Genomic DNA, 17,656 nt, shown 5'->3' on the forward strand with positions numbered 1-17,656 from the left:
TTCGATTCCGGGCGAGGCCTCCATTTTCCCAATAGAAAAATATTTTCAAGATCTTGGGCGCAGCCAGCCGATACGGCAGCGCCCGGAAAATGACCCGTAATCGAACAGGCGGTCACGTATTGCGATCCTGCGCATCCTTTTGGCTGGCATTGGCCAGCGCCAGAGTGTTGAGCACCGAACGCAACTCCGCGGGCCGAACCGGTTTCGTCAGCACGGGAATGGAGGCGTCGTCCAGTTCAGCGCGCACTCTCGCCTCGTCATGGCCGGTCATGACAAGCGCAGGGACGCGCCGCCGGACCGATTCGCGAACCATGGAAATGCAATCCGCACCCGTCTGACGGTCGCCCAGATCAAAATCGGTAATGACCATGTCGCAATCGGCCGGCACGGGCGGGGGGGCCGCCTCGGCCTGCACGATACATCCCCAGCGTTTCAGCATGGCGGCAGTCGCGTCGAGCACTTCCCGATCATCGTCGACCAGCAGAACCCGCACGCCCGACATCGCACCCGGCGCCGGATATGCGGGGGCAGTGTTCATCTCTTCAAGGCGCGGCGCCTCGACAATGTCGAGCCCGCCTATGGCAACGCATGTCCCCCTGCCCTCCACCGAGCGCAGTTTCACCGAAAGCCCGAGCAGCTTCACCAGCCGGTTCACGATCGTGAGCCCGAGGCCGACACCTTCGATGTCGCGATCCCCGCGTTCACGCACCTGATAGAATTCATCGAAGACCCTCGCGAGGTGAGCTTCGGGAATCCCCGGCCCCGTATCGTAGATTTCGATCACAAGTTTACCGCTCCTCCTGCGGCAGCCGATAAGGATCTTGCCATCGGGAGCGTATTTCAGGGAGTTTGTGATCACATTCTGCAGGATGGTGGAAAGAAGAACGTCATCCACCCGGATATAGCTGCTGCACGGGACGAGCCTGATCGTCACATTAGCCCATTCGGCGGCCTGCGAATTCCTCTGTTTCAGTTCATCGAGCAAAGCACCAACGGCAACCTTGCGCCCATTGGGTTTCACCTTTCCGCTATCCAGCGTCGAGATATCGAGAAGCGAGCGAAAAAGGCGCATCAGGCTCTGCAGGGAATGGTCGATATGCTCGACCATCTTGCGCTCCTCCAGACCGAGACCTGCATCGCGCAGACAGGCAATAAAAAGGCTTATGGCGTGGATCGGCTGACGCAGGTCATGACTTGCCTGCGCCAGGAAACGTGATTTTGCGACATTCGCTTCCAAGGCGACGTCACGGGCGCGCTGAATCCGGCTCAGCAGCACGAATACATAGGCCGGCACCAGGGCACAGGTGAGAAACAGCGTCAGAACAAGAAATGGCTCTCCGCGCCAATACGCATTGAACGCCCAGGCAGTGGCCAGCGTGGCAAAGGCACAGATGGTGGCGAATAGCAGGGTGCGGGGGCCATACCGGATCCCGTTTCCCACGGTTACCCATAACACGAACGCATAAACTGGCAGCGATTGCGGTCCCGTCATGCTGAGGGTGTAGGCCATCGCCGCGTAGTCCAGCGCCATTGCGCAGGCGCGTCTGGGAAGGCTTCGCCCGGGCCGCTGCAGCACCCACATGAACAACAGCCATGAGGAAATCAGATAAAGCGGAATGATGACGGCGATCAGCTCCGTCAGGGCCCAGGGCCGTTCGGGCGCCAGAAGAACCGCCAACACCATGTAGATGGCGACCACCGGGCCTGAAAAGAGCCTGGAAAGCGCCTGCCCCCTCTCGGGATCATAGGTCAGGTCCTCGGGATGAACGAAAGTGCGGTTCACCCAGGTCTGCAGGCCGTTCCAGGAGGCAATTCCGCCTGCGTCAATAACGCCTTCCTGTTTCATGGAGCTTTTTCCTCTTTGGATCACCGGTGCGGAAATCCTCATCGCCAGGCCCTTGCGAACGCATCGCGCCGGTCTACCGGGTTTCGCATTCAGGCCGTCACAGTCGGTCCGATGGGGACATCATCCTCTCCTCATGGACCTGCGCTTCTCATCTCCTATGACATTTGAGGCGATTTTTGCCTGCAAACCGCGGCTCCATAGGCGTTATCCATAGTAATATTGCCCTGTCGAACGCCCTTCATGGCAAGAGTTGGCGACCTCAGGTTAAAAACGACACTCATCTTGAAAGTTGCATATCTTGAAAGCTCAATGCTCTCAATGAAAGTGCCATCCTTAATAATATGATGAGTTGTAAATAAGCGTGCATTCGGATTGCCAATATATGCGAAGCCTGTCGAAGGGGGGATTTGATGGAAATCGTAAAGGGCAGACATTTCGAAAACGCGCGCGTCGATCTTACGGGCAAGGCGTGGCCAGGATGTACGTTCAGGAATTGCACGCTGATCTGGAACAAGGGACCTGAGACGGACCTGGCAGACAGCAAACGCCTGGGAAAGAACAGACTGGAAGGCGACGGCTGGCCACTCGAATGGTTCGAAGACTATCTCGACTACCCGGAATAGGCCGGCGACCGGACAAAGAACCCGAAGGAAACCGGAAATTTCACCTCTTCAGCGCAGCATCACTTCTGATTGCGGCGGTTCCACCACACTGCGAGCTTGCGCCTGCGGCGGCGCACCGAAGCAAGATCATAGGACAGAATCAGAAGCCCGAGCGGTATCATCCAAAACCCCAGAACAGGCAGGAAGCCGAACATTCCAAGGACCACCAGAGCGCCGCCTGCGCACAGGCGTGCGGGACGCGAACTGGGAATGCGGAAACGGCGCCCCATCAGAACGACGGATGGCTGATCGTCGCGCTCGTCTTCCTGCGATTCGTCCCGCATCAGCAAACTCCGTTTCACACATGCACTTCACATGCGACCCAACGCTTGCTTTCCCACAGGAACAGAGTCATTCGGGGCGCCAATTGTCCCTTGATATGCGTGCTGACTTGCACGAAAGCGAGGCATGTTTGGGCAAGAAGTCAAAAAAAGTGAAATTGGCGCTTTGCAAAGCCGAATTCGGTTTGCTATAGGCACGCTCACTTGCAAGAGCACAGGCATTCCCCGGTAGCTCAGCGGTAGAGCAACCGGCTGTTAACCGGTTGGTCGCTGGTTCGAATCCGGCCCGGGGAGCCACTTTTCTTTAGAAAAGCGAATTTTCTCAATAGTTTCAGGGCATAAGAGTTCCTTCCGGTCCACATTCAGGTCCACCGGAGGTACACAATGGGGCTTGTTTTGAAACACATTGTCCACACCAAGGCGGGGACGATTCACTACCGTCGAAGGTTTCCAAAGGCCGTTGCAGACATAATTGGTCAGGGCGAGTTCAAGCGCCGCCTTGGCGAAACCGAGCGAGAAGCACTTCGGAACTACCCGAAAGTCAACGCCGAGTTTGAACGCCTCGTCAGAAACGCCCGCGCCCAAACGATTCTGCCGACCACTCCGCTTGAGGTTCATCGCGAGGCGGAAAGGCTGGCGCGTGAAATGGCTCAGGGTGTCGTGTATCTAGGTGACGAAACGCTCTCAGCGAGCGACCCCAATGCTGCGGACATCATTCGGGACAGCATCTTCTCATCACACAGGACTGACGAAGAAACCGGCGAACCCGTCGGCGTCCCCGACGTGGAAGCCCGCGCAATCAGTTTGCTTGTGAATGGTGGACAACTCGCCCGCCCTGCTCCGACGCTCGAAGACGCGCGCCGCCTATACGTTCAAGAGCGGATCACCGGGGACATCAGCGAGGCCAAAAAAGTCGCTCGCCTGAACCTTGTGATTAAGCACATGAAGGCCGCGTCGGTTGGGAGTGACCGCCGCCTAGACAGCCTCACAAGGGACGATGCTCGAAGCGTTCGCGACTACATGCTGCGCGATCTCGACATGTCCCCGACCACCGTCCAGCGCTATCTAAACGATGTTCGTGCAATGGTCAGCATCGGGATAACCGAGCTAGGCGTTCGTGATGCAGTCAATCCGTTTTTGAACTTGCCCGTTCGACACGACGTTGCGGCGGTTCACCAACGCGACCCCATTTCAGATAAGTTGCTCCCGCTTCTCCGCGCACGAATTTCAGAACACGCCGGAGCCGATTTGTGGGCGGTTTGGCGAATTGTCGAAGGAACGGGATGCCGATTGGGCGAGGTGACCGGGCTGCTTGTATCGGACGTTTCGCTAGACAGCGACATTCCGCATTTCACTTTGACCCACCACCCCCACAGACGCCTCAAGAACAACGGTTCGGCCCGAAACGTTCCCCTGATAGGCGAAGCGCTGGAAGCCGCTAAGGAGGCCGTGGAGGCCGCTGGAAAGAGCCCTTATCTGTTTCCTCGTTATGGTCGCGTACGCGGCGCAGATGCGGCGTCGAAAATCCTTATGAAGCATATCCGAACGGTAACTGACGAGCGCAAGATTGTGGTTCATTCGCTACGGCACCGGATGGAAGACTGCCTTACGCGCGCCGGGGTCAGCGAGTACGATCGCAACCTTGTCTTAGGCCACTCCACGGGCAGCATGAGCGAACGTTATGGGAGTGTCGGGGCGCACCTTGAGGTGGCCGCTAGGGCATTGGAGGCTGCCTTGGTGGATTAATCGGCCAAGGAACAACCCCCGCCAGCGGCTGGATGCGAAATAGCTTCCTCAGCCTTTATTTTATCCCCAGATCAACTCCCGCCTTTTTGGTAATCGCTCCAACGCTGTTCTTCAACCAACAGTCGTTGGTCTTTCGAACATAGGAGAAGGCCCTGCACATATCGTCTCTCAAGCACTCTGCGAAACAACCTATGAAAGTCTGTCCTCGGGCTCTCCGATAATCCCGGCCCGAAATATCGAAGCCCGAATGCACCGAAATTGTGCTCGTGTAGACATCGCGGCTCTTGGTCCCGGCAATGCTTGCCAACGCGTCCTTGTTGCGGACCAATAGAGCCGCATCGTCCTTTAGAAAGCAAAATCGGACAGCACGATTGTAAGTTACCGCCTTGCACGCCGGGTCCTCAATACATGCAGATCGGCATTGACTGAAAGAGACGGATTTGAGGGTCGCATAATCGAAGCCAATGACATCGTATCCCGCTTTATCAACGAACGCCCGCTTTGGGCTGTATGGCTCTGGCTGCGGCAATGAAACGGGCGCATCTGCGGGGGCTTGTGGTTGCTCCGAAACCTTCGGATTCTGGCTTGGCTCGCCGTAGCACAAGATTTTGAAAGTGGAAGGCGACACTCTTTCCGCCAAGTCCGCTGTAGATAACTCAAGCTCTGAACCGTCGGCGCTCTCATAGGCTATGTTCCGCGCTTCTAGAAACAGTCCCAGAACGCTGCCCCTGAGAGCAAAATTCACGTTCTGAGGAACGGTGCCCGTTTGCGCAATCACTCCCAATCCCAGGGTCGCGGAATTAACCCCCAGAACCACCCCAGACCGATCTACTAACGGTCCCCCGGAGTTCCCCGGCTGAATAGGTGTCGAGATTTGCAGATAGCGCGTGTCGTTTCCCATTCCGACAAGGGAGTTTATGTTGCCGGTGGTTATCTTCACGCTGTCGGACAGGATTTGCGATAACGGATAGCCTATCGCTGCCACGTCTTCACCAAGGCGCGGAGCTTGGCGTCGTGGAGGCTCCCCGCCCGCTCAATCAGCTTAATGGCCTTGGTCGAGTACCGTGGAATATCCATCAGGGACGGGAGAGGTTTCCCATCAGCGCCCTTTCGGCTCCCCTCAAGAAGCGCCCGTGCCAAGTCCTCTCGGCCCTGTTCGGCGTACTCCTCGGCAAGCGCGAATAATGTGTCGTTCTGCTCCTGCCCGGACAACCCAAGGAAGTCCCGGTTGGATGCCGACTTGGCGAAGATGATCTCTGCCGCCTCTTGGGCCGACAACCTAAAGAACAACGAGAGAGACGACATGAAATGAACAAGACAACAATCAAGCGGCCTCCAATCGAGCGCTACACAGACCCCTACAACCGCCCTTGTGTGCGCGTTCCGTTGAACCGGCAGGGAACCATTTGGGCGACGGTGCTTGAAGCCGATTATCGGCGCATCAGCGAAAGTGGCGATTTTGCCGATACGTGGCACGTCAACGGGAATGGGCGAGGGCGCGACGGAGAGCTTGCGCAGGAGCGGAAGTATGTCCGCGTTCATCGCCGTCGTGAGCGATTGAAACAGGCAACCGTCTCAAGGCTCATTCTACGGGCCGGTTATAGGCAGGTTGTCGAAATGATCGGGACTGATTGGACCGACCTCCGACCCGAGAACTGGCGGATTGTGCCGGGGAAGCGCGGGAAAGCCAAACGATGAGTGGCGGAACCTCCCATAGAGAGAGCGCCCCCGATCACCGAGCGGTGGTTGTTCGGTTGCGGCGAGTGCCGGTTTGCACATCGCAAAAAGAAAGACCCCGCAGCGTGTGCCGCAGGGCCTAAAAGGGGCGCGTTCGGAAGAATCACGCCGCAATTTCGGGAGGTCTGGATCAAGGCGGGGTAGCGACGAATGTCCGTCGCAAAAAGTTCATCTTCCCAGATGGTACATCACAAAAAATCTTGGAAGACTGATAGGCTCGCACACTGTTGCAATTATACAACACACACACAAACCGGAAAGCTGGCCGCGAACAACCAAAGGAAACCCCGCAGGGTCTCGCGGCGATGCTCAAGCGGCCAGCTATCCGGGCTGTGTCAAATGATAATGATGCACGGGTATCTAATGGTAGGGGGTAATTGCGAAATCGGAGTGTGCTATCTTGTAGCAGGGGGTAATTGCGCGCCCCAACAAACAAGAAAGGCCCGAGCAGACACCCGAGCCAATCTTCATTCCGCCAAGGCGCTGCACTACTCCGCCCGCCGCCCGGCGCGCACCCGCCCGAACCGATCAACTGTCCGGGGAACCTTCCGACGCTGGATAGGCAGTGAAAGCAATCCCAAGCGGGCACGATACAGGGTTGCGGATGGCTTCCGCCCTTTGCGCTTCCTCCGCTCCATGTTAGCGCCCGCCTGTCCGGTCCACGAAACAATCCCGCGAAAGGTCTCCACGCAGATGCTCCGGCAGGGCATTGTTGAACTCCAACGCCTTCATGATGCCCCAACGGAAATAGCTCATTACTTCGGGGTCGCTGATCTCCGCCCCTTGGGCAATCAGAGAAGAAGCGTGTTCAAGAAGGTCCGCCGCGTGGCGGAGAGCGTACATACTGGTCCACGCCTCCTTCGATATTCCCGAAGCAATGGCCGTAGACGTGAATGCCTTCTCGGCTGCAATCAGGTCGGCAAGGCTGGCTGTACCGGCAGCAGTGAATGGGCTTGCTCGGTGGGAAAAATACGCCCCTGAATGTTCTCGAACAGGGTAAGCCCCGTCTCCTCCTCCACCTGGCGCACCGTCTTGCTGATGGCAGGCTGCGAGACATGCAGCATTCTCGCGGTTTCGGTTACCGAACCGGTCTTGCAGACCGTCTGGATCACCTTCAGCTGCCGAATATCCATGAAACCTCCATAACCAGCGGTTATGGATTCATGAAAAGATATTCATTGTCAAGAAATGAACTGCACACTACCGTGATCAAAGAAAAATAAAACAGGGCGAATAACCCTGTATTCGCGGGAACATAAATAAATATCTACAAGAGAAAGTAGGTATTTCGTGCGCTATCATATAGAAAATGGAATTGCCCATTTTGTCTTAGACAATGGGAAAATGAATGTTCTTACGCCTCAGGCATATAAGGACTTCTATTCTTTTCTTTGCGATTTCGAAATCGATCGTGAAGCCCGTGTAGGAATATTTTACGGGGCCGGCTACGACGAAGGCCGCTCCTTTTGCGCCGGCGACGACATCAAAAACAAATATCGACCAAAACGAACGCGTCAGGAAGAGCTTGAAGCCTTCCTCTTCCTCCATCAGGACGAGGGGGACACGCCGTCACGACCGGGCTGGGAAGAAGATGTCTATCGCCACCGGCGCTACAAGCCGATCATCGCGGCGGTGAGCGGATATTGTCTTGGCGCAGGCATGGCCTGCATGCTCCAGCACAGCGATATCCGCATCGCTGAACCCGGAGCGCGTTTCGGCCTGCCCGAAGTCTCCTTCGGGGCTGCTGGCCTCTCCGGTGTTACCCGGCTTGCCCGCCATATCGCACCGGCCGATGCGGCCTGGATCGCCCTGACGGGCGAATTCGTGCCGGCGGAAGAAGCAGCGCGGATGCGCCTTATCAATGAAGTGGTGCCCAAGGACAGGCTGCTGGAGCGTGCGGCCGAAATTGCCCGCCTGATTGCCCGGCATCCGCCGACGGCGGTGCGGGTGGAGATGGAGGCGCTGGAGATCGGCCAGACAATGGACCGCCACGATGCCGCACGCTTCGGACAGCAGCTCTACAAGCTGCATCGCACCAATTACGAGGGTTACGGCTCGGAAGAGGGCTTCTTCGCCGGTCGCAGCAAAAAGAAGGACGTTTGACGTGACATTGATGGAGAGGATTGCCGAAAGCGACGAGGCGTTCCGCCGACGGGTCGAGGCCGAGCCCCTGCCCTGCAATCTCGGCGCGCTGCTCGACCAAGCGGTCGAGCGCTTCGCGGACGATCCGGCATGGGTGTTCGTCGAGCAGGACCTGCCGGCGCTGTCATGGCGCGATCTTTCGGAACTCGTGTCGCGCTCGGCAAACGCTTTCGCCGCCATGGGTGTGCGCAAGGGATCGCATGTGGGCGTGATGCTGCCGAACATCCCGCAAAGTCTTGCCGCCTGGCTCGGCCTCGCCCGGCTTGGCGCGCGCATGATCCCCATCAATCCGGGCTACACGCCCGATGAGCTGAAATACTGGCTGACTGACGGGGACGCGGAATTTCTCCTGATGGACGGAGCCAAGTTCGACACGTTTCTGGCCGTGGAAAAGGATGCCCCTCTTCTTTCACGCGAGCGCATGGCGATCTGGGGCGATCCAATCGACGGTTTCAAGCATTGGCAGAACCTTCTCGATACGGCATCGCCCAGCTTCAGCGAAGGCGAGACGGTCGATATCGATGACATCGTCAGTATCCAGTACACCTCCGGTTCGACCGGCTGGCCGAAAGGTTGCCTCCTCTCGCATCGATACTGGATCGTCTGCGGCAAGGTGGTTTCGGAGATGTGGCCGGGCCTCAAGCGCATCCAGTGCGACCTGCCCTTCTACTACATGGGACCTCTCTGGCGCTTCACGATGGCCGCGTTTCAGGGGGCTGCCCTCTACGTTCCGCCCGCCTACAGCCTGTCGCGTTTCCGGGAACGCGTGCGCGACTATGAATACGACATGGCGTGGATGACGAACCCGGTCGCCATGCTGGAACCGGCCCCCATCGAGGATGAGCACAAGCTCACCATGATTGCCACCTTCGGTATGGGCCCCAGCCTGCAATCCTCCATCGCCGGGCGCTACAAGGTTCCGGTTCGCGATGCCTTCGGGATGACAGAAATCGGCTTTGCCATCGGTTGCCGGCTCAATGACGACCGTTCCGTGGGCATCGGCACCTGCGGCAAGATACTGCCTCTGCGTGAGGGAAAGATCGCCGATCCTGAGGGCAATGAACTGCCCGATGGCGAAATCGGGGAATTGTGCATTACAGGCCCCGGCATCCTGCAGGGATATTACAAGAAGAAAGAAGCTACCGACGGCGCCTTCCATGGTCGCTGGTTCCGCACAGGCGATCTCGCGCGCCGCGATGCAGATGGCTACTACTACATCGTCGGCCGCATCAAGGACATGATCCGCCGCAGTGCGGAGAACATCTCCGTAACGGAGGTGGAAAGCGCCCTCTCGACCCTAAGCGAGATCGAGGACGTTGCCGTTCACGGCGTGAAGGACGAGAAGCGCGGCGAGGAAGTGAAGGCATGCCTCGTCCTCAAGGAAGGCAAAACGCCTCAGGACCTGCCACCCGAAGCCGTCCTCGACCATGCTCGCGGGCATCTCGCGCGCTTCAAGGTGCCCCGCTACATCCAGTATTACACAGTGTTCCCGCGCACGGGTTCCAACAAGATCGCCAAGAAGCGCCTGCAGGACGGCGAGGGACAGGTGTTGACAGGAACCTTCGATGCAACAACGGGCGCATGGTCAGAACCGCCCTTCGGAAAAGCGGGAGATGCGTGATGGATCATCTCGTGCATACCTTCGAGGAAAACGTTCTCACGCTGACCCTCAACAGGCCCGAAAAGCTGAATGCCCTGACACCCGATATATACAAGGCGCTTGGCGACCTCATCGAGGAAGCGAGCGGCAAGGATGATTGCAAGGCAATCGTCCTGAAGGGAGCCGGCCGCGCGTTTTCCTCGGGTTTCGATCTCAAGCTCGAGGTCTCGCATCGCTCGCACGCGCAGAAACTCCACACGCTGCAGAATGTCGCAAACCGGCTGCGCTGGGCCATATGGCGCTCGCCCAAACCGGTTGTGGCGGCGATCCACGGCTACTGCCTCGGCGGCGCCTTCGAACTCATGCTTCCCTGCGATTTCACGATCGCTTCGGAAGAGTGTCAGCTCGGCGAACCGGAAATCCTGTTCGGTGCCGGCCCTGCCTTCATGATGGTGCCGTGGATGACTGGGCATAAACGTGCCAAGGACGTTCTTCTGTCCGGTCGCAGGATCAGTGCCCGCGAAGCGCTCGACATGGGGCTCGTCACATCCGTCGTCGCATCCGGCACGCATGAGGAAGAAGCGGAGCGCCTGGTCAGGACGCTGTGCGCCATACCCGCGCCCGCCATCGCCATGAACAAGCGCGGCATAAACCGCGCCTATGAAACCATGGGCATGGGACCGCATCTGGAAAGCTGGGCGGAAAGCACGGCTTATCTCGGCTATGTGATCGAGGAGGAAGGCAGCGAGTTTCAAAAGATACTCGAGCGCGAAGGCACGAGCGCGGCGCTCAGGTGGCGTGAAAACCGTTTTGGCTCCGGAAAGGACAAGGCGTAATGCAGGTTTTCCTGCGACAGGCCATTCTGGGCATTCTGGTCGTTCTTTCGGCGCTGACCCTGACCTTTATCCTGGTCCGGCTGAGCGGCGATCCGACCAGCATCATCCTGCCGCAGGATGCAACCGAGGCGCAGCGCGCCCTGCTGCGCGAGCAGCTCGGATTGAACCAGAGCCTGGTGACACAGTTTCTTTCCTACCTTGGAAACGCGGTGACGGGGGATTTTGGCAAATCCTATTTCGATTCCGAATCCGTGACCTCCATCGTCATGCGCCACCTGCCCAACACGCTGGTTCTGGCCGGTGCTTCCCTGGCGATCGCCTGCCTTTTTGCCCTGCCGCTTGGCGTGATGGCGGCGGTTTGGCGCGACGGTCCCGTGGATCGCTTCGTGCAGGTCGCCGCGGTCATCGGGGCTTCCATGCCCTCCTTCTGGGTGGGATTGCTTCTGATCCAGGTCTTCGCCGTCGGCCTCAACCTCTTCCCGACCTACGGGACAGGTTCTGCGGCGCATCTTGCCCTCCCTGCCCTGACGCTCGCCATCTATGCCTTTCCGAGCCTTGCCCGCCTTACACGCTCCTCAATGCTGGAAGTATTACCGCAGAGCTATGTGATGGCGGCGCGAGCCAAGGGCATGCCGGAAAGCCGTGTCATCAGCCGCACCGTTCTGCGCAACGGCATGGTTCCCGTGCTCACATTGCTGGCGCTTGAAATCGGCAATCTGATCGGCGGTGCCGTGCTGACCGAAACCGTCTTCGCCTGGGAGGGGATCGGCCGCCTTGCCATTACCTCGATCCAGCGGAGAGACTTCCCCGTGGTACAGGGCGTCGTGGCCTATGTGGCCGTCGGCTTCGTGATCGTAACCTTCCTCGCCGAAGTCGCAATCCGCTTTGTCAATCCGCGGCTGAGGCACAAGTGATGGCGGCGATGGCGCGAAAGCTCACCTCCTTGCGCGGCAGTCAGATCATCGTGGCGCTGGCCCTGGTCTTTCTGCTGGTTCTGGCCGTGATGGCGGTGACAGGCGACCTGATGGCTCCGATGAACGCCGCCCGCCAATCCCTGAGAGCCCGTCTCATGCCACCCGGTTTCGAGGGGCGGCAGGGCATTCACTGGCTGGGTACCGATTCGGTGGGCCGCGACATCCTTTCCCTGATCGTGGCAGGCGCGCGACCGGCCATTCTCGTCTCGGGATTTGCCGTCGCGCTCGCAGCGCTGTTCGGTGTGTCGCTCGGCATGTTTGCCGGTTATCGCGGCGGACGCATGGGCGGATTGCTGCTCTACATTACCAATATCCAGCTCGCCTTTCCCTTCTTCCTGCTCGCCGTAACCATCGTCGGTATCATGCGCCCCTCGATCCCCCTCGTGGTCTTCGTGATCGCGCTCGGCTGCTGGGTGCCTTTCGCCCGCATCTCCTATTCGGAGACAATGCAGGTGGTGGAGCAGGAATATATCGAGGCGGTTCGCGTCATGCGCGGCGGGACAGCCCGCATCCTCCTGCGGCACGTCCTTCCCAATATCCTGCCCAACATATTGGTGCTCGCCACCTTCGCCCTTGGAACAGCGATCGTCATGGAGAGCGGGCTTTCCTTTGTCGGCCTCGGCGTGCCGACCAAGACGCCTACCTGGGGACGCATGCTCTCGGAAGGGCGCGACTACATCAGCACCGCCTGGTGGCTGACCTTCTTTCCCGGTCTCGCAATCTTTCTGCTCGTCCTGTCGATCAATGTGTGCGGCGAACGGCTTCGGGACATTACGGACCCAAAACAAGCAGGCAAACAATAACACCGCAAAGGAGAATGAAATGGGAGTGCATTCTAGAACCCGGGCACGTTTCACAGCCCTTCACGGAACACGCGCGGCGATGCTTGCCTTCGGGCTCTCGCTCACGGCAGCCCCGTTCTCGCTGTCCGATGCGCTGGCGCAAACCGCCACCGCCCGTATTGCTCTGAGCGGCGGCCTCGACCGGCTCGATCCTTCCATGAGCGCCAACGGCACCGATCTCGTGGTGATGTCGCAGATTTACGAGACCCTTTTGCAGATCGATCCGGCAACGGGCGAACTGAAGCCGAAACTCGCTGAATCCTATTCGGCCAAATCGCCGACGGTCTGGGAAATCAAGCTGCGCAAAGACGTGACGTTTCACGATGGAACGCCGCTGACGGCAGCGGATGTGAAATACACGCTCCAACGCCTTCTCGACAAGGATCTCGGCTCGCCCCACTATTCGCAGCTCACCAGCATCAAGGAAGTGCGCGCCGTCGACGACCATACCGTCGAAATCGAGACGGAGACGCCCAATCCCGTCCTGATGCGCCGCATGCAGCCGATCGGCGGCAGCGGACGCGTGTTCATCGTTTCCAAGGCCTATTTCGAAAGCCACACGCCAGAAGAACTGATCAACCAGCCCATGGGGACCGGTCCCTACAAGCTGGAAAGCTGGCAGAAGGGCAATTCGCTCACGCTGGCGCGCAACGAAGATTACTGGGGCGAGAAGCCGGCCATCGAAAAGGGTATCTTCACCTTCATTCCCGAGAACTCCACGCGCGTGAATGCCCTCCTCCAAGGTGAAGTGGACGTCATTCAGCGCCTGCCCATCTCCGATGTGGAGCGGGTCAAGCAATCCGATAACGCCCATGTCGTGTCGAGCCCGAACGGTCTCGTTCACACGCTGCTCCTGGATTCCAGCAAGCCGCCCTTCGACGATATCGATGTCCGCAAGGCCTTTGCCCATGCGCTCGACACAGAAGACATGGTGGACGGCCTTCTGGGAGAATATGGCCGTGTGCTTGGCGTCCCGCTTGGGCCGAATGCCGTCCAGTTCGACGACACTATCGAACCCTATGCATACGATCCCGACCTTTCGGAGAAGCTTCTCGAAGGCAAGACGCCGATAAAGCTCGACACCTTCACCTCGGACGGGCGCTATGTGAACGACCGCGACTTCTATCAGGTCATCAATTCGCAGCTTGACCAGGTCGGCTTCGAGATCACCCCACAGACATTGGAATGGGGGCGCTTCATCAACATGATGCAGAACCGCAGCGGTGGCCCATTCTACATTATCGGCTGGGACTTCGGCGAAGGCGATGCCAGCAAGATGAACTCCTTCCTGCAATCGAGTTCGGCGCTTTCGGTGACGCAGGATGCCGAATATGACCGGCTCGTGGCTGCTGCGGGACAGGAACCGGACGACGCCAAGCGCACGGAAATCTGGAAACAGGTGCAGAAATATGTGCACGACCAGTATTTCATCGCCGCTGTATGGCAGGCCTCGTCCCTTTACGGCTTCTCCAAGAAGCTGGATTGGACCGCGAATTTCGGGGAGAATCTCGCTCTCTCGGAATTCAAGCTCTCCCAGCAGTGACGGTCGGCGTGACCCTTCCGCCCCCGACACCCACGCTCCGCGTCGAGGACCTGAACGTCTCGTTCAGGTCCCGGGCGGGCCATGTGGACATCGTTCGCGGCGTGTCCTTCGACATTGCCAAGGGCGAGGTGTTCGCGATCATCGGGGAATCGGGCTCCGGCAAATCGACCGCCGCCCAAGCGATCATGGGGCTTCTGCCCGATCATGCGCGCGTGAGCGGCGGCCTGCTGCTTGGCGGCGAAGATATCGCCCATATCTCCGCCCGCGCGCGGCGGCGGCTTCTGGGACAACGGATTTCCTTCATCAGCCAGGATGCGCTTTCCGCCCTCAACCCCTGCACCACCGTCGGCTACCAGATCGCCGAGGTGATGATGGTGCATCGCGGAACACCGCGCCGCCAAGCCATGGAACGGGCGGTCGAGCTGCTTGCGCTGACGGGAATATCTGCGCCCGAGGAACGGGTGAACCACTATCCTCATCAATTTTCTGGCGGCATGCGGCAAAGAGCGCTCATCGCCATGGCGCTGGCGCTCGAACCGGAACTGCTCATCGCCGATGAGCCTACCACGGCGCTCGATGCAACCATCAAGGCACAGATACTGGAGCTTCTGTCGTCGTTGCGCGCCAGGTTCGGCATGTCCGTTCTGCTCATCACGCACGACATGGGGGCCGTCGCGCGGCTCGCTGATCGGCTGCTCGTGATGTATGCCGGCAAGGCGGCCGAGGTCGGCCAGGCAACGGACGTGTTCGCCGCGCCGCAGCATCCTTACACGCGTGCGCTGCTGCGCTCGATGCCCAGGCTCGACCGGCCCGGCGAAGCGCTGGTTTCCATTCCCGGAAGCCCGCCCGTTCCGAGCAACCCCGTCGCCGGATGCGCCTTCCATCCGCGTTGCGAGCAGATGGGCGAGGTTTGCATGAGGATCGCACCGGAGGAAGCGCTCCTGCGGGACGGACACCGGGTTGCCTGCCACTTCGCTTCGAGGGAGCCAACCGATGCATGAACCTTCAGGCAACGGCATTCCCCTTCTCGAAATCAGGGATCTCTCCAAAACCTATTTCATAGGGCAAGGGCTTTTCAGAGAGCCTGTCGAGCTCAATGCGGTGAGCGGCGTGTCGCTGCGTCTCGATAAGGGCCAGACGCTCGGCATTGTCGGTGAATCCGGCTGCGGAAAATCCACGCTTTCGCGCATGCTTGCCGGGACGACGGGCGCCACGTCCGGCAGGATCCTGCTGGAAGGCCAGGATGTGACGAACCTGCCCGAACGCCAGCGCAACAAGGCACTGCAACATGTGCAGATGGTGTTTCAATCGCCCTACAGTTCACTGAACCCGCGCATGAGGATTGCCGATATCGTGCGTGAGCCGCTCGATGTGCACCGAAGGGACCTTTCCGCGAAGCAACGCGGCGAGCGCGCCCTTGAAATGCTGGAGCGGGTGGGTATCGGTAAGGAGATGGCGCAGCGAATGCCGCATCAGCTCTCCGGCGGTCAACAGCAGCGTGTGGGCATCGCACGCGCGCTGATATCGGATGTGCGGCTGGTAATCTGCGACGAACCTGTCTCGGCGCTCGATGTCTCCGTGCAGGCGCAGGTGATCAACCTTCTGCGCGAACTGCAAACCTCCCTGCAGGTCTCCTACGTGTTCGTGTCGCATGACCTTGCCGTTGTCGCGAATATCTCCGACCTGATCGCGGTCATGTATCTTGGCAAGGTGGTGGAATACGGCCGGGCGCAGGACGTCCTGCAATCGCCACGCCATCCCTACACGCAGGCCCTGGTCGACAGTGCGAATGTGCCCGACCCGGCCCTGGAGAAATCCCGCACGCCGCGCATCCTGAAGGGCGAAATTCCCAAACCTACCGACCCTCCCTCCGGATGCCGCTTCCGCACCCGTTGCTGGATGGCACAGGAACGCTGCGCTATCGAACAGCCGGAGCTGAAACAGCGCGACGGCTCCCCCCAGTCCGTCGCCTGTCATTTCGTTTGAATCAAACCCGCAAAGAAAACGCACCATGAGCCCAACGCCTTCCGACACTCCAAAACCAGACAGGATTTCATGGTGGTTCCAGGAGGCACTTCGCCATGACGGTTCCGCGCCTTCCCCGGCCCTGGAAGGGGTTCAGCGCACCGATGTGACAATCGTCGGCGGTGGCTTCACGGGACTTTGGACTGCCCTTCTCCTCAAGGAGCGCAAGCCCGATCTTGATATCGTGCTCGTGGAAGCAGGCCTTTGCGGGTCGGGCGCCAGCGGCATGAACGGTGGCAAGGTTCATGGCTATTGGGGTTCCCTTGGAACGCTTGCCGCAAATTTTGGCGCCGACGCTGCGCTTGAGGCTGCAAAACTGGGAACGCTGGCGCAGGACGCGATCAGGGTCTACGCCACCGCTCACGGCAGAGACATCTGGTGGCGCGAGGCCGGCAATATCCGGGTCTCCACTTCCGATGCGCAGGATATCAAACTGCAGGGCGTTGTCGCGGCAGCCCGCCGTCTCGGCGTTCCAGAAACAGCCGTCGCGCTCGACAAGAAGATGCTCGACGAGCGCATCCGCTCACGCGTGTTCCGGCAGGGCATCTATCTGCCTGAAGGAGCCAATCTGCAACCGGCCCGCCTGGCGCGCGCGTTGCGCCAGAGCTGCATCGAAGCCGGCGTCCGCATCTTCGAGAACACGACCATGACCGGCATGGAAGACGGCGGACCATGCATCGTGCGCACCGCCCGCGGCGAAATCCACTGCGACCAGGTGGTGCTCGCCACCAATACGGGGCTTGCCGGCCATGCGCTTGCAAGCGGTCATATCGCCGTCTTTTCCTCCTACGCGGTGATGAGCGAGGAAATTCCCGATCTGCACGACAAGATCGGCTGGGATGGTGATGAGGGTCTCGCCGATCTGCGTATGTTCGTACACTATTTCCGCAAGGCCGAAGGCAATCGCATCCTGATGGGGTCTGGCTCCGGACCCATCGCCTATGGTGCGCGCTATCTCGATCCCGTGTTGAGCGAGGACATGGCATCGGCTGGACGTGCTGCGGCCGCACTTTCCCGCCTCATGCCCGGCCTCGGCAGACCACGTATCGAAAAATCCTGGGGCGGCGGGATAGACATCTCCGCCGACCGGCTGCCCTTCTTCAAAAGTTCGGCGAACCGGCGGGTGCATGTCGGTTGCGGCTATTCAGGGCACGGCGTCAATGCCACTCGGATCGGCGGCGAATGCCTGAGCTCGCTTGTTCTCGGAGAGAGCAACCGATGGACGAACTCTCTGTTCTGCCGCCGCGATGTGCCGCGATTTCCGCCCGAGCCCTTCCGAACCGTTGGCGGCAGAATGGTCCGGGCTGCGATCCTTTCCTGCGAGGAGGCGGAAGATCTCGGACAGGAACCGGGGCTTGCCGCACGGTTTGGCGCGTGGCTGCCCAAGGCGCTGAACATCAAGGTCGGAATGCGCTGATCTCG

Annotated in this window: 18 protein-coding genes and 1 tRNA gene; 13 read left to right on the top strand and 6 right to left on the bottom strand. The window is 59.4% G+C overall.

The window, feature by feature from the left end:
• Positions 1–112: 112 nt before the first annotated feature.
• Positions 113–1,846: a hybrid sensor histidine kinase/response regulator gene (locus tag NA8A_RS08210; protein WP_009449962.1), complete on the bottom strand. Its 1,734-nt coding sequence runs from the start codon at positions 1,844–1,846 to the stop codon at positions 113–115.
• A gap of 410 nt (positions 1,847–2,256) precedes the next feature.
• Between NA8A_RS08210 and NA8A_RS08215 the strand changes: the two genes are divergently transcribed.
• Positions 2,257–2,469, top strand: coding sequence for a hypothetical protein (locus tag NA8A_RS08215; RefSeq protein ID WP_009449963.1), 213 nt, complete (start codon positions 2,257–2,259; stop codon positions 2,467–2,469).
• A gap of 59 nt (positions 2,470–2,528) precedes the next feature.
• Here the strand turns inward: NA8A_RS08215 and NA8A_RS08220 are convergent, their stop codons facing one another.
• On the bottom strand, positions 2,529–2,792 hold the full coding sequence (locus NA8A_RS08220; RefSeq protein ID WP_009449964.1) for a hypothetical protein: 264 nt from the start codon (positions 2,790–2,792) through the stop codon (positions 2,529–2,531).
• 219 nt (positions 2,793–3,011) lie between these two features.
• Between NA8A_RS08220 and NA8A_RS08225 the strand changes: the two genes are divergently transcribed.
• Positions 3,012–3,086, top strand: a tRNA-Asn gene (locus tag NA8A_RS08225).
• Positions 3,087–3,173: 87 nt separating this feature from the next.
• Positions 3,174–4,535, top strand: a complete 1,362-nt coding sequence (locus NA8A_RS25685) for a site-specific integrase (RefSeq protein ID WP_009449965.1) — start codon at positions 3,174–3,176, stop codon at positions 4,533–4,535.
• A 55-nt stretch (positions 4,536–4,590) separates the two neighbouring features.
• Here the strand turns inward: NA8A_RS25685 and NA8A_RS08235 are convergent, their stop codons facing one another.
• Positions 4,591–5,520, bottom strand: a complete 930-nt coding sequence (locus NA8A_RS08235) for a PAN domain-containing protein (protein ID WP_009449966.1) — start codon at positions 5,518–5,520, stop codon at positions 4,591–4,593.
• Positions 5,508–5,840 (bottom strand): pseudouridine-5'-phosphate glycosidase, encoded by a 333-nt coding sequence (locus tag NA8A_RS25080; RefSeq protein ID WP_143087956.1) that lies wholly within the window; start codon positions 5,838–5,840, stop codon positions 5,508–5,510. Before NA8A_RS25080 ends, NA8A_RS08235 begins: the two co-directional genes overlap by 13 nt.
• A gap of 3 nt (positions 5,841–5,843) precedes the next feature.
• Between NA8A_RS25080 and NA8A_RS25085 the strand changes: the two genes are divergently transcribed.
• Positions 5,844–6,233 carry a hypothetical protein gene (locus NA8A_RS25085; protein ID WP_143087957.1) on the top strand — a complete coding sequence of 130 codons (390 nt, stop codon included), beginning with the start codon at positions 5,844–5,846 and terminating at the stop codon, positions 6,231–6,233.
• A 678-nt stretch (positions 6,234–6,911) separates the two neighbouring features.
• On the opposite strand, the gene NA8A_RS08245 is transcribed toward NA8A_RS25085, so the two are convergent.
• Both NA8A_RS08245 and NA8A_RS08250 read right to left on the bottom strand, forming a co-directional pair.
• A complete protein-coding gene (locus NA8A_RS08245) occupies positions 6,912–7,115 on the bottom strand; it encodes a hypothetical protein (protein ID WP_009449968.1) in 204 nt (67 codons plus the stop codon).
• 68 nt (positions 7,116–7,183) lie between these two features.
• Complete coding sequence (locus NA8A_RS08250; RefSeq protein ID WP_009449969.1) at positions 7,184–7,405, bottom strand: helix-turn-helix domain-containing protein; 222 nt, start codon at positions 7,403–7,405, stop codon at positions 7,184–7,186.
• Between the two features lie 157 nt (positions 7,406–7,562).
• On the opposite strand from NA8A_RS08250, the gene NA8A_RS24315 reads away from it, so the two are divergent.
• Genes NA8A_RS24315 through NA8A_RS08295 form a run of 9 tightly spaced genes read left to right on the top strand, consistent with a single transcriptional unit; the run spans position 7,563 to position 17,651 of the window.
• The gene (locus NA8A_RS24315; protein ID WP_074896645.1) at positions 7,563–8,375 is read left to right on the top strand and encodes an enoyl-CoA hydratase/isomerase family protein; all 813 of its coding nucleotides are present in this window, start codon (positions 7,563–7,565) and stop codon (positions 8,373–8,375) included.
• 10 nt (positions 8,376–8,385) lie between these two features.
• Positions 8,386–10,035 (top strand): class I adenylate-forming enzyme family protein, encoded by a 1,650-nt coding sequence (locus NA8A_RS08260; protein WP_009449971.1) that lies wholly within the window; start codon positions 8,386–8,388, stop codon positions 10,033–10,035.
• The gene (locus NA8A_RS08265; protein WP_009449972.1) at positions 10,035–10,850 is read left to right on the top strand and encodes an enoyl-CoA hydratase/isomerase family protein; all 816 of its coding nucleotides are present in this window, start codon (positions 10,035–10,037) and stop codon (positions 10,848–10,850) included. Before NA8A_RS08260 ends, NA8A_RS08265 begins: the two co-directional genes overlap by 1 nt.
• A complete protein-coding gene (locus tag NA8A_RS08270; protein WP_009449973.1) occupies positions 10,850–11,764 on the top strand; it encodes an ABC transporter permease in 915 nt (304 codons plus the stop codon). The genes NA8A_RS08265 and NA8A_RS08270 overlap by 1 nt, the downstream gene beginning before the upstream one ends.
• Positions 11,764–12,627 carry an ABC transporter permease gene (locus tag NA8A_RS08275; RefSeq protein WP_009449974.1) on the top strand — a complete coding sequence of 288 codons (864 nt, stop codon included), beginning with the start codon at positions 11,764–11,766 and terminating at the stop codon, positions 12,625–12,627. Before NA8A_RS08270 ends, NA8A_RS08275 begins: the two co-directional genes overlap by 1 nt.
• A 19-nt stretch (positions 12,628–12,646) precedes the next feature.
• A complete protein-coding gene (locus NA8A_RS08280; RefSeq protein ID WP_143087958.1) occupies positions 12,647–14,209 on the top strand; it encodes an ABC transporter substrate-binding protein in 1,563 nt (520 codons plus the stop codon).
• 8 nt (positions 14,210–14,217) lie between these two features.
• The gene (locus NA8A_RS08285; protein ID WP_040672222.1) at positions 14,218–15,210 is read left to right on the top strand and encodes an ABC transporter ATP-binding protein; all 993 of its coding nucleotides are present in this window, start codon (positions 14,218–14,220) and stop codon (positions 15,208–15,210) included.
• Positions 15,203–16,195, top strand: a complete 993-nt coding sequence (locus tag NA8A_RS08290) for an ABC transporter ATP-binding protein (RefSeq protein ID WP_009449977.1) — start codon at positions 15,203–15,205, stop codon at positions 16,193–16,195. The genes NA8A_RS08285 and NA8A_RS08290 overlap by 8 nt, the downstream gene beginning before the upstream one ends.
• Before the next feature lie 25 nt (positions 16,196–16,220).
• Positions 16,221–17,651 (top strand): NAD(P)/FAD-dependent oxidoreductase, encoded by a 1,431-nt coding sequence (locus NA8A_RS08295; protein ID WP_009449978.1) that lies wholly within the window; start codon positions 16,221–16,223, stop codon positions 17,649–17,651.
• Positions 17,652–17,656 lie beyond the last annotated feature (5 nt).

Origin of the sequence: Nitratireductor indicus C115 (assembly GCF_000300515.1) — a bacterium.
In the GTDB taxonomy this organism is placed as follows: domain Bacteria; phylum Pseudomonadota; class Alphaproteobacteria; order Rhizobiales; family Rhizobiaceae; genus Nitratireductor; species Nitratireductor indicus.

Excerpts from the sequence above, each read along its gene's own strand:
- NA8A_RS08290 (WP_009449977.1), top strand. The coding sequence starts at position 15,203 with ATGCATGAACCTTCAGGCAACGGCATTCCCCTTCTCGAAATCAGGGAT.
- NA8A_RS08260 (WP_009449971.1), top strand. The coding sequence starts at position 8,386 with ATGGAGAGGATTGCCGAAAGCGACGAGGCGTTCCGCCGACGGGTCGAG.
- NA8A_RS25080 (WP_143087956.1), bottom strand. The coding sequence starts at position 5,840 with ATGTCGTCTCTCTCGTTGTTCTTTAGGTTGTCGGCCCAAGAGGCGGCA.
- NA8A_RS08265 (WP_009449972.1), top strand. The coding sequence starts at position 10,035 with ATGGATCATCTCGTGCATACCTTCGAGGAAAACGTTCTCACGCTGACC.
- NA8A_RS25085 (WP_143087957.1), top strand. The coding sequence starts at position 5,844 with ATGAACAAGACAACAATCAAGCGGCCTCCAATCGAGCGCTACACAGAC.
- NA8A_RS08295 (WP_009449978.1), top strand. The coding sequence starts at position 16,221 with ATGAGCCCAACGCCTTCCGACACTCCAAAACCAGACAGGATTTCATGG.
- NA8A_RS08280 (WP_143087958.1), top strand. The coding sequence starts at position 12,647 with ATGGGAGTGCATTCTAGAACCCGGGCACGTTTCACAGCCCTTCACGGA.
- NA8A_RS08250 (WP_009449969.1), bottom strand. The coding sequence starts at position 7,405 with ATGGATATTCGGCAGCTGAAGGTGATCCAGACGGTCTGCAAGACCGGT.
- NA8A_RS08220 (WP_009449964.1), bottom strand. The coding sequence starts at position 2,792 with ATGCGGGACGAATCGCAGGAAGACGAGCGCGACGATCAGCCATCCGTC.
- NA8A_RS08210 (WP_009449962.1), bottom strand. The coding sequence starts at position 1,846 with ATGAAACAGGAAGGCGTTATTGACGCAGGCGGAATTGCCTCCTGGAAC.
- NA8A_RS08275 (WP_009449974.1), top strand. The coding sequence starts at position 11,764 with ATGGCGGCGATGGCGCGAAAGCTCACCTCCTTGCGCGGCAGTCAGATC.
- NA8A_RS08245 (WP_009449968.1), bottom strand. The coding sequence starts at position 7,115 with ATGTACGCTCTCCGCCACGCGGCGGACCTTCTTGAACACGCTTCTTCT.
- NA8A_RS08270 (WP_009449973.1), top strand. The coding sequence starts at position 10,850 with ATGCAGGTTTTCCTGCGACAGGCCATTCTGGGCATTCTGGTCGTTCTT.
- NA8A_RS25685 (WP_009449965.1), top strand. The coding sequence starts at position 3,174 with ATGGGGCTTGTTTTGAAACACATTGTCCACACCAAGGCGGGGACGATT.
- NA8A_RS08215 (WP_009449963.1), top strand. The coding sequence starts at position 2,257 with ATGGAAATCGTAAAGGGCAGACATTTCGAAAACGCGCGCGTCGATCTT.